Raw genomic sequence first — 10276 nt, forward strand, 5'->3', positions numbered from 1 at the left:
TTCTTTCTTTTTACATTAAATTGTCAGAAAATTTATTGACAGATTAAAAAATCGTGTTACATTATCTCCAAGGGTATTTTTATACCAAATCTACATGAAAGGACGGGGCATGAAACTCTCTCATATTTTAACAGGCTTACTTCTACTCCTGGTCTTTCTCTCCATTAGTATTGGAACCAGTGATTTTTCTTGGGAAAAATTCTTTGCTTTTGACCAACAGACTTGGCTTCTCTTTCAAGAGTCGCGTCTTCCAAGAACCATCAGCATTCTCCTTGCAGCCTCCAGTATGAGCATGGCAGGACTCCTCATGCAGACCATTACCCAAAATCAATTTGCTGCTCCGAGTACAGTCGGAACGACTGAAGCCGCTAAACTGGGAATGGTGTTGAGCCTCTTTGTCTTTCCGTCTGCGAGTCTGACCCAAAAGATGCTCTTTGCTTTTGGCTCATCCATTTTATTTACCCTCTTCTTCCTAGCCTTTATGACTATTTTTTCTGTAAAGGAAAGGTGGATGTTGCCCTTAATCGGGATCATCTATAGTGGAATTATCGGTTCTATCACAGAAGTTATCGCCTATCGTTTCAATCTGGTTCAGAGTATGACGGCTTGGACCCAGGGTTCCTTCTCCATGATTCAGACCCATCAGTATGAGTGGCTCTTCTTAGGCCTCATTATCCTGATAGCCGTTTGGAAATTATCCCAAACCTTTACCATCATGAATCTGGGCAAGGAAACCAGTGAGAGTTTGGGGATTTCTTACTCCCTACTGGAAAAACTGGCCCTCTTTCTGGTGGCGCTAACGACAAGCGTCACCATGATTACCGTTGGTGCCTTGCCTTTTCTCGGGGTCATCGTTCCCAATCTGGTCCGCAAGCGCTATGGAGATAATTTGAGTCAAACCAAACTCATCGTCGCACTGGTCGGAGCCAATCTGGTTCTGGCCTGCGATATCCTCTCTCGAGTTCTCATTCGGCCCTATGAGCTGTCTGTCAGTCTCTTGCTAGGAATCATCGGTAGCCTCGTCTTTATCCTACTTCTATGGAGAGGGGGACGAAAAGATGCCGTTTAAAAGCAAACATACCAGACTCTTCTGCCTTCTCATTATTCTGGCCATCGGAGCTTGTCTCCTCTACTTTTGGCCTATTAGTCACCTATCTGTCTTTGCTTGGAAACTTCGTTCTCAAAAGATTGTCGTTTATCTCTTGGTAGCTATCGCGACAGGGATTTCGACTATTAGTTTTCAAACTCTGACGGAAAATCGCTTCCTAACGCCAAGTATTTTGGGAATCGAATCCTTCTATGTCTTGCTACAGACCCTGCTACTGGTTTTTGAGAGCAAATTTCTTCAGCTTGAAAAGTCTTCTATCTTAGAATTTCTAGTCTTGCTTCTGCTTCAATCCCTCTTCTTTCTCGCCTTACAAGGCTACTTGAAAAAGCTGATGAAGCAAGATCTGGTCTTCATCCTGCTAATCTGTATAGCCCTCGGAAGTCTCTTTCGAAATATCAGCACCTTCCTCCAAGTCCTGATGGATCCAAATGAATATGATAAATTGCAGAACAGTCTCTTTGCCTCCTTTCAGCATCTCAACACTTCCATCCTAGTCATCGGTTCTCTGATTATCCTCGCTTTGACCATCTTTTTCTTTCGAAAAGCAGTCGTTCTGGATGTCTTGCACCTGCAAAGAGAAACGGCTCAGATACTGGGACTCGATATTGAAAAAGAACAGAGAGAACTCCTCTGGGGCATCGTGCTTTTGACCTCAACAGCCACTGCCTTGGTAGGGCCTATGGCCTTCTTCGGCTTTATGCTTGCCAATCTCACCTATCTAATCCTCAAAGATTATCGGCACAAGTTGCTCTTTATCGTAGCCATTCTGATTGGATTTATTAGTTTGACCTTGGGACAAGCCCTCATTGAACGAGTCTTTGCGCTGGAAATTCGCATCAGTATGATCATCGAGAGTGTGGGTGGCTTCTTATTCTTTATCTTACTTTATAGGAGGGCACGTCAGTGAAACTGGAAAACATTGACAAATCCATTCAAAAACAGGATATTTTGCAAGACATTTCGCTTGAAGTCAGTCCTCAGAAACTGACAGCCTTCATTGGTCCAAATGGTGCTGGAAAGTCAACTCTCCTCTCCATCATGAGCAGACTGACCAAGAAGGATCAAGGAATTCTCAGTATCAAAGGGCGTGAAATCGAGAGTTGGAATTCGCAAGAACTAGCCAAAGAGCTCACCATCCTAAAGCAGAAGATCAATTACCAAGCCAAATTGACTGTAGAAGAACTGGTCAGCTTTGGACGTTTTCCCTACAGCCGTGGTCGACTGAGAGCAGAAGACTGGGAAAAAATCCGAGAAACTCTGGACTATCTGGAACTGACAAACTTAAAAGACCGCTACATCGATAGCCTGTCTGGTGGACAGCTCCAACGTGTTTTTATCGCTATGGTACTAGCCCAGGATACAGACTTTATCTTGCTAGACGAGCCGCTCAACAATCTCGATATCAAGCAAAGTGTCAGCATGATGCAGATCCTTCGGCGACTGGTGGAGGAACTAGGTAAGACCATTATCATCGTCCTCCACGATATCAACATAGCCAGTCAGTATGCGGATGAAATTGTCGCCTTTAAAGACGGTCAAGTCTTTTGCAAGGGAACGACTGCTCAAATCATGCAGGCTGACCTGCTCAGTCAACTCTATGAGATTCCCATCACGCTGGCTGATATCAACGGCAAAAAGATCTGTATCTATAGCTAGCTATTCCGAACTCATGTTAGAGTACCCTCTGTCTCTTAGCTAACAAGCCTATCTAAGAGCCCCCCTACATCGTTATCACATTTTAAAAAGGAGAAATCATGAAAACATCCCTTAAACTTTATCTCACTGCCCTAGTGGCCGGCTTCTTGCTCTTACTTGGTGCATGTAGTACAAATACAAACTCAAGCACTAGCCAGACAGAGACAAGTAGCTCTGCTCCAACAGAGATAACCATTAAAAGTTCACTAGATGAGGTCAAACTTTCAAAGGTTCCTGAAAAGATTGTGACCTTTGACCTCGGTGCTGCGGATACTATTCGCGCTTTAGGATTTGAAAAGAATATCGTCGGAATGCCTACAAAAACTGTTCCAACCTATCTCAAAAGCCTAGCTGAAAAAGTTAAAAATGTTGGTTCTATGGTCGAGCCAGATCTAGAAGCCATTGCCGCTCTTGAACCAGATTTGATCATTGCTTCTCCACGTACCCAAAAATTCGTAGACAAGTTCAAAGAAATCGCCCCAACCGTGCTCTTCCAAGCAAGCAAGGACGACTACTGGACTTCTACCAAGGCCAACATCGAATCCCTAGCAAGTGCCTTCGGTGAAACTGGTACACAGAAAGCCAAGGAAGAATTGGCTAACCTGGATAAGAGCATCCAAGAAGTCGCAACTAAAAACGAAAGTTCTGATAAAAAAGCCCTTGCCATCCTTCTAAACGAAGGAAAAATGGCTGCCTTTGGTGCCCAATCTCGTTTCTCTTTCTTGTACCAAACCTTGAAATTCAAGCCAACTGATACTCAATTTGAAGACTCTCGCCACGGACAGGAAGTCAGCTTTGAAAGTGTGAAAGAAATCAATCCCGACATCCTCTTTGTCATCAACCGTACCCTTGCCATCGGTGGGGACAACTCAAGCAACGACGGCGTCCTAGAAAATGCCCTCATCGCTGAAACTCCTGCCGCTAAAAATGGTAAAATCATCCAACTAACACCAGACCTCTGGTACCTAAGCGGAGGCGGACTTGAATCAACTAAACTCATGATCGAAGACGCTCAAAAAGCTTTGAAATAAGCAAGAAAACCCAACATCAGGTGATGTTGGGTTATTTTTTTTCTTGATTTCGTTTGAGGGAAAAGTGGTCTGGCACAGGATCCTTGCCTATTTTCGACCAGGGATGGCATCGGAAAATTCGAGCCAAGCCCATCAAAACACCCTTGAAGCCATGTTTTTCAATAGCCTGAATCATGTAGTTGGAACAAGTCGGCTCAAAGCGACAAGAAGGTGGAAAGGCTGGGGAGATAAAACGTTGGTAAAAGCGTACTGGCGCTATTAAGATTCGTTTCATTATTTCTTGGTTACAGCCATGGTGTGTAGTTGGCTGATTTCTTTTTTATTAAGGCGACGGGATTCTCCTGGACGAAGACCTGTCAAGTCTAAGTGTCCAAAACGTGTCCGAGACAACTTATCTACTTGAAGACCAACAGCTTCAAACATCTTTTTAACCTGGTGGTTACGCCCTTCATGGATAGTCAACTGCACTACAGAGCGATTTTTAACTGGATCTACTTTGAGAATTTCATAGACAGCTGGCTTGGTTTTCTTGCCATCAATCTCAAGACCACGAGTTAAGGGACGGAGATTTTCTTTGTTGGCCACACCTTTAACACGCGCGACATAGACCTTGTCAATCTCATTACGGGGGTGAATCATCTCATCCGTAAAGTCACCATCATTGGTCAAAATCAAAACCCCTGACGTATCCCAGTCCAAACGACCTACTGGGTAGATTCGCTCTTTGACATTGGGCAAGAGGTCGACAACAGTCTTGCGGCCCTTGTCATCTGTCACACTGGAAATCACTCCACGTGGTTTATTAAGCAGATAGTAGACCTTTTCTTCGTTGTAGATAGGTTGGCCTTCTACTTCAACCTTGTCACCTGCCTTGATGGTCGTTGCTAGTTCACGCACCACTTGGCCATTGACCGTCACCAAGCCTTGTTTGATCAGCTCTTCTGCTTTTCTCCTACTGGCCACACCTGCGTGGGCAATATATTTATTGATTCTCATCTTCTTCTATCCTTTCACCAAATAATTGGCTTTCTTGCGCTTGAATCTCAAGCTCATCAATCACTGGCAGTTCTTCCAAATGATTGATCCCCATGTAATCTAGGAAATAATCCGTAGTCACATAGAGGTTGGGGCGACCCAACACTTCTTTTTTCCCGTCTTCCTTTATCAAGTCAAAAGCCTGCAACTTTGCCAAGGCTCCACTCGAGTTAACCCCACGGATGGCATCAATCTCTATCCGCGTGATAGGCTGCTTGTAGGCAATGATGGACAAGGTCTCAAGAGCGGCCCGAGACAAACTCTGATTGATGGGCGCCTTGGAGTATTCCTTCAAAATCGCTGCAAATTGAGGCTTGGTCACCAATCTGTAAGCACCTCCTGTCTCAATCAGGGACAAACTCGACTCTTGGTCTTTTTCATACTTCTGGGCTAATTTTTCTAAACTCTGTTGGATGCCTGTCGGTGGAAGCGAGAGGAGTTCAGCCAACTGGCGGACTCGAATCCCATCTTCACCTGCTACAAACAAGAGCGCTTCTATTTCTGCTAAAGTACTCATCTTTCCTCGCTATCAAGTCAAACCTTGCTCCGCTTGACTTTTTTCCTTCTTTTCCATGAGATAGATATCTCCGAAACTCTCCTCTTGCACGAGGATCAGTTCCTGGGTTTTGATTAACTCTAAGGTCGCCAAAAAGAGGGTAATGACCTCTTGGACATTCTGGGCTTCCTTGAACAAATCCTGCAAACGCAACTGGTCTCGTCCAGACAAGGACTCTTTTACGATAACCATCATGTCCTCAATCTTATACTCATCCCGCAAAATGGTCGTATGGTTCTGAGCGAACTCCTCTTTTTTCTTGGCTAGGATATTTGAAAAAGCCAAAAAGAGGTCAATGGTCGTCTTATCATGTACAAGCTCTGCATCTTCGTAAATCAACTCTGTCGGCGCTTTGGAATAGTACTGAGCCCGATCTTGGTGCTTAGCCTCCAAGTGCTCGCCCAGGAGTTTGAACTTGCGGTATTCTTCGATTTGGGAGAGAAGGTCCTGCTCCAGGTCATCTTCCAAGTCTGTCACTTCTGCTACCTTTGGCAAGAGCTTGCGGCTCTTGATCAGCATGAGCTGACTGGCCATAACCATATACTCGCCCGTCACTTCCAGACGCATTGCCTGCAAGGTTGAGACATAGGCTAGATACTGTTCGATGACTTCTGTGATAGGCACATCGTAGATATCCATCTGGTACTTAGAAACCAGGTGCAAAAGCAAGTCCAGCGGCCCTTCAAAATCTTTTAATTTAATATCCATTATCTATATTTTTCTAAGGTCAGGACTGTTTTTAATCCTAGTTTTTTTGCAATTTCGTACAAATCGACCTTGTTTTCTATCTGTCTTAGAATGAACTGTTCCCGCAAGGCTTGGGCTGATAAGGCTGGAAAACCTTTCTCCTTGACAAAGGACTCCAGCTGACGAAAGGCCCACTGACGAGAATAGGTTTTCCCACTCCTTTCAAAGAGATAGGTCTGCCCCATCAAGGGTTCCAATTCTGGAGTCAAGGTCGTGGGTATGGTGACAATCCTCTGTTGGGAAGCCTTGCTGATTCTCAACACTTGAAAATCCAGATTGATATCTGCAACCTTAAGGGCTAAAATCTCACTTGGCAAGAGCCCTATTTCCAAGATAAGAAGCGCCAGCAAGCGTCCTTCTGGATAATTACTTTCCTGCCAAAAAGAGTCTAAATTTAGAATCTCTGGCTTTTCAGTCTTCTTTTCAGCTTGTTTGGCTAATTCCAGACGGTAAAAGCTGTCCACTTCTCCGTTTCGATAGAGAAAGTAGAGAAATTGGTTACAGGCCGAAAGTTTTCGCTTCTGGGCGCTGATTTTTAGATTGGCTAGCTGGGCTTGGTAAATCTTAAGACTGGTCTCAGAAATCCGCTCACCCACAATGTCTAAAAATTGCTCCAGATCATACTTATAGGACTGCTTGGAATTGGTAGACAAGCCCTGTTTTTCCTCTAAAAAGGCTGAAATGCTATCTCTCATTTGCATCGAATCTCATATTCCTTACTAAAGTCATGTAAGAGAGCATTGACGGCCTTGAGGATGGACTTGCGCGTGATGATTCCTTGAAAAATCCCTTCATCATCTACCACTGGCAAGAAGGGTTCATCCACCAGTTTATGGAGGACCTCTGTGATGTTATAGTCTGGAGCGACAACTGCCACATCCGTCTTGGTCATATTGACGATGTCTGTCGTTGCCATCTGTTCATCCGTCAAACCTTGCTCCATTTGATAAGCCAAAATATCTCTCAGACCAATGGTTCCAACAAAGCGTTTGTCAAAGGTCACAACAGGGATACGGGTGTAGGTAATTTGACTCAGCACCAAAATTGCATGATCAGCGTTATGGGTATCAATCAAAGCTGCTAGATTCTCAGCAGGGGTAAGAAAAGTTTCTTCCTGCTCCAGTAAAAATGCTTCAAATTCCTTGGCAATCATCGAGCAAACTCCTTGGACAAGCCTGGATAAACCTCATGATCACGTGTCAAAAAGTCTACTTTGAAATAGCTGTCATCAATCTCTACACGGGCATAGAGGCATTCTCTGATGGTTCCTCGCGGCTGGCTGATGGAGCCTGGATTTAAAAAGAGTGTTTTGCCTTCCATCCAAGCATTTGGCACATGCAAGTGACCATAGAGACAGATATCGGCATCTTCTTCCTGAGCCCAGTAGTCTAACTTTTGAAAGTTGAAATTGATATCAAACAAATGTCCATGGGTCTGGATGATCTTTGTAGGACCAAGTTGAGTCACCAAACGTTCTGGGTAGCCAGCATAAAAGTCCATATTTCCTTTGACGACATGGATGCCTTCCCAAAGAGGAGAATCGGGACGGAGTTCAGAGTCACCATCGTGAAAAATGGCATCGACTTTCCCCAGATAGCGGTCACGAATTTCTTCGACAATCAAGCTATCGCCATGGGAGTCACTCATTACAATGATGGTTTGCTTTGCCATGATGGAAATACCTCCAAAAGTTTCTTAACGGCTAAGGCACGGTGAGATTGACTATTTTTTTCTTCAAGGGTTAATTCAGCTGCTGACTTGCCTGTCTCTCCCACAAGGAAAAGGGGATCATAGCCAAAACCATTTTCACCCTTGGGTTCAAAATTGATATAACCTGGCCAGTCAGCTTCAACCACCAAGCTTTCCTTGTTTGGACTAGCTACAACTAGGGTCGTATGGAACTGAGCCGAACGGTCCTTGAGATCAAAGACCATGGCCAATTCGTGCAAGAGTTTGGCATTGTTTTCTCGGTCAGTAGCTCCCACACCTGCGAAACGGGCTGACCAGACTCCTGGCAAACCGCCGAGGACATCGACTTTGAGACCTGAGTCATCTGCTAGCACCATCTTGCCTGTTAATTGGGAAATGGTTTCTGCTTTCAGGCGAGCATTTTCTTCAAAGGTCATACCTGTTTCAGCTACTTCAGGTAGGTCAGGGTAGTCATTGAGATTTTCCACATCGTAGCCTAACTTGTCAAAGATAGCTCGGAATTCCTTGGTCTTACCTTCGTTTCGGGTCGCAATCAACAAGGTTTCTCTAACCTTGCTAGTTTCAAAAAAGGCTTCTACATCAACACCTTCTTTAGGCAATTCTACATGCAGGAGTTGCCCATTTTCAACCAAGAGCAGAGCCCCCTGACGTTGGATGACTTCTAGATTGCGGCCTGCTTCGGCATTTAAAATCTCAACGATAAAGGAGAGCAGACGGTAGTTAGAAGACCAGCGCATCACCGTTATCGTAATTGGAAAGCCATTTTCCTCATCACGAAAAATCCGCGCCAAATCCATAAAATCAAGATTAAGCGGATCTTTGATAAGGCTATAGATGCCTCCATAGACATCCCAGACACCGACATACCAGTCCTGGTCATCCTTGTATTCATAAATTTTGTTTGTCATAAAGTTACATGCTCCACATGAATCTCTTTTTCCAGCCATTCTTCCCCAATTTGGGCAAAACTTTGGCTATTGGCTGTTGTGTAAAAACGATGTTGAAGAGGTCCCGCATCTCGGCTACGATTGATTTCAAAATAGTTAAGCAAAACCGAGATATCTCGTACGCACTCTGCCCCACTATCAATGAGCTGAACCTTTGGTCCCATGACATTTTGGATGATAGGGCGAAGGAGCGGGTAATGGGTACAACCCAAAATCAGGCTATCCACCTTGCCGACCAAGGGACGCAGGGTTTCATAAACCACTTTCTTGGTTACACTGGTTGATAAGGCACCAGATTCGACCAAGGGGGCAAACTTGGGACAGGCCAAACTTTCCACCTGTAAGTCTGGATCCAAATCATGGATTTTCTGACGGTAGATGTCTGATTTTACCGTCATGGGAGTTCCAATCACTCCGATTTTCCCGCCTTGACTGGACTTGATAGCTGCCGAAGCTCCTGGCAAAATCACACCTAGGACTGGAATGTTTAGTTTCGCCTTGATTTCTTCCCAGACGACCGCAGTCGCAGTATTACAAGCAATGACAATCATTTTGACATCCTTGGTCAAGAGAAAGTTGACCAACTGCCAAGTATATTCACGAATTTGCTCAGCAGGACGGGGACCATAGGGCGCCCGTGCCGAATCTCCAATATAAACGATTTCTTCATGGGGAAGCTGGCGCATGAGCTCACGAACAACGGTCAAGCCCCCGACACCCGAATCCAAAAAACCAATTGGTCTATTATCCATATAGTCTTCTTTCTAGTCTATTTTCTGATTGATAGTTCATTATGATTCCTTGTCCTAAATGAACGGATAGACAGCTTGATAGAATTGCAACTGCCTCTCTCTTAATCATAATCAAATATCAATAGAATGCAAGGAAAAAGTCTTATCCTTGAAAACTATTGAACATAGTGAGAAGTCTGGAACTTTCATCCCAGACTTTTCCTATTTATTTCTTTTTATTGTTAGCAAGAGCTGCTTTTTGTTGGCGGATGATTTGGTGGTAAACTTGTTGTACCTTGGCTTCGCTTGGTTTTTGACCATTTGCACTCAAGAGAGCACGAACTGCCTCAGCGTTCAAACGTGGGTTGTCAGCAAATTCTTTTTCGATTTGCTTACGAACCAAGTACATACCTCCAAGAGCTCCTCCTAGAAAAGCTAGCACAATCAAGATAATTGCTAAAAGTAAATCCATTCTTCTTCTCCTGTTTCTTTTTGAGTCTTCTATATTATACCACAAAGTGACTTTCCTGACTAGTTTGTTTTACGCTTTCAGGGAAGGGGTTAAGCTAATTCTAAGCTAGTCTTACAATCAGATGAACTATGAAATTACGAATAATTCCACCCTTTCCTCTCTTTCTTCTACTTTTTTAAGAAAAAGCAATATCAAATATGTTTTTCACCAAAAAGCTATTGACAAATGCTAATCGACCATTAGA

The 10276-nt window shown here is 44.1% G+C and carries 14 protein-coding genes; 4 read left to right on the plus strand and 10 right to left on the minus strand.

Going from position 1 to position 10276, the window contains the following annotated elements; translation table 11 throughout:
• The first annotated feature begins 109 nt into the window (after positions 1-109).
• The 4 genes from E2R31_RS02095 (at position 110) to E2R31_RS02110 (ending at position 3834) form a co-directional block, all read left to right on the plus strand.
• Positions 110-1069, plus strand: coding sequence for an ABC transporter permease (locus E2R31_RS02095; RefSeq protein WP_165941778.1), 960 nt, complete (start codon positions 110-112; stop codon positions 1067-1069).
• Positions 1059-2015, plus strand: a complete 957-nt coding sequence (locus E2R31_RS02100; protein ID WP_132972605.1) for an iron chelate uptake ABC transporter family permease subunit — start codon at positions 1059-1061, stop codon at positions 2013-2015. The genes E2R31_RS02095 and E2R31_RS02100 overlap by 11 nt, the downstream gene beginning before the upstream one ends.
• Positions 2012-2764 carry an iron ABC transporter ATP-binding protein gene (locus E2R31_RS02105; protein ID WP_132972607.1) on the plus strand — a complete coding sequence of 251 codons (753 nt, stop codon included), beginning with the start codon at positions 2012-2014 and terminating at the stop codon, positions 2762-2764. Before E2R31_RS02100 ends, E2R31_RS02105 begins: the two co-directional genes overlap by 4 nt.
• Positions 2765-2862: 98 nt before the next feature.
• Positions 2863-3834: a siderophore ABC transporter substrate-binding protein gene (locus E2R31_RS02110; protein WP_132972609.1), complete on the plus strand. Its 972-nt coding sequence runs from the start codon at positions 2863-2865 to the stop codon at positions 3832-3834.
• A 31-nt stretch (positions 3835-3865) separates the two neighbouring features.
• Here the strand turns inward: E2R31_RS02110 and yidD are convergent, their stop codons facing one another.
• The 10 genes from yidD to E2R31_RS02160 all read right to left on the minus strand — a co-directional run bounded on the left by yidD (position 3866) and on the right by E2R31_RS02160 (position 10032).
• The gene (gene yidD / locus E2R31_RS02115) at positions 3866-4108 is read right to left on the minus strand and encodes a membrane protein insertion efficiency factor YidD (RefSeq protein ID WP_132972611.1); all 243 of its coding nucleotides are present in this window, start codon (positions 4106-4108) and stop codon (positions 3866-3868) included.
• Entirely contained in the window at positions 4108-4830 is a 723-nt protein-coding gene (locus E2R31_RS02120) for a pseudouridine synthase (RefSeq protein ID WP_001222214.1), read from the minus strand. The genes yidD and E2R31_RS02120 overlap by 1 nt, the downstream gene beginning before the upstream one ends.
• Positions 4817-5386 (minus strand): SMC-Scp complex subunit ScpB, encoded by a 570-nt coding sequence (scpB, locus tag E2R31_RS02125; RefSeq protein ID WP_000105287.1) that lies wholly within the window; start codon positions 5384-5386, stop codon positions 4817-4819. Before scpB ends, E2R31_RS02120 begins: the two co-directional genes overlap by 14 nt.
• Before the next feature lie 12 nt (positions 5387-5398).
• Positions 5399-6133 carry a segregation/condensation protein A gene (locus tag E2R31_RS02130; protein WP_132972613.1) on the minus strand — a complete coding sequence of 245 codons (735 nt, stop codon included), beginning with the start codon at positions 6131-6133 and terminating at the stop codon, positions 5399-5401.
• Positions 6133-6867, minus strand: a complete 735-nt coding sequence (gene xerD, locus E2R31_RS02135) for a site-specific tyrosine recombinase XerD (RefSeq protein WP_277619949.1) — start codon at positions 6865-6867, stop codon at positions 6133-6135. Before xerD ends, E2R31_RS02130 begins: the two co-directional genes overlap by 1 nt.
• Positions 6864-7325 carry a cyclic-di-AMP-binding protein CbpB gene (gene cbpB, locus E2R31_RS02140; protein WP_000560696.1) on the minus strand — a complete coding sequence of 154 codons (462 nt, stop codon included), beginning with the start codon at positions 7323-7325 and terminating at the stop codon, positions 6864-6866. The genes xerD and cbpB overlap by 4 nt, the downstream gene beginning before the upstream one ends.
• Positions 7322-7843: a metallophosphoesterase gene (locus tag E2R31_RS02145; RefSeq protein WP_001118939.1), complete on the minus strand. Its 522-nt coding sequence runs from the start codon at positions 7841-7843 to the stop codon at positions 7322-7324. Before E2R31_RS02145 ends, cbpB begins: the two co-directional genes overlap by 4 nt.
• On the minus strand, positions 7819-8829 hold the full coding sequence (locus E2R31_RS02150) for a nucleoside-triphosphate diphosphatase (protein ID WP_380437177.1): 1011 nt from the start codon (positions 8827-8829) through the stop codon (positions 7819-7821). Before E2R31_RS02150 ends, E2R31_RS02145 begins: the two co-directional genes overlap by 25 nt.
• Positions 8787-9581 (minus strand): glutamate racemase, encoded by a 795-nt coding sequence (gene racE, locus E2R31_RS02155; RefSeq protein ID WP_132972615.1) that lies wholly within the window; start codon positions 9579-9581, stop codon positions 8787-8789. Before racE ends, E2R31_RS02150 begins: the two co-directional genes overlap by 43 nt.
• A 205-nt stretch (positions 9582-9786) precedes the next feature.
• Positions 9787-10032, minus strand: a complete 246-nt coding sequence (locus E2R31_RS02160) for a YneF family protein (protein WP_000364980.1) — start codon at positions 10030-10032, stop codon at positions 9787-9789.
• Positions 10033-10276: the final 244 nt, after the last annotated feature.

The organism is Streptococcus downii, assembly GCF_004353325.1.
Taxonomy (GTDB): Bacteria; Bacillota; Bacilli; order Lactobacillales; family Streptococcaceae; genus Streptococcus; species Streptococcus downii.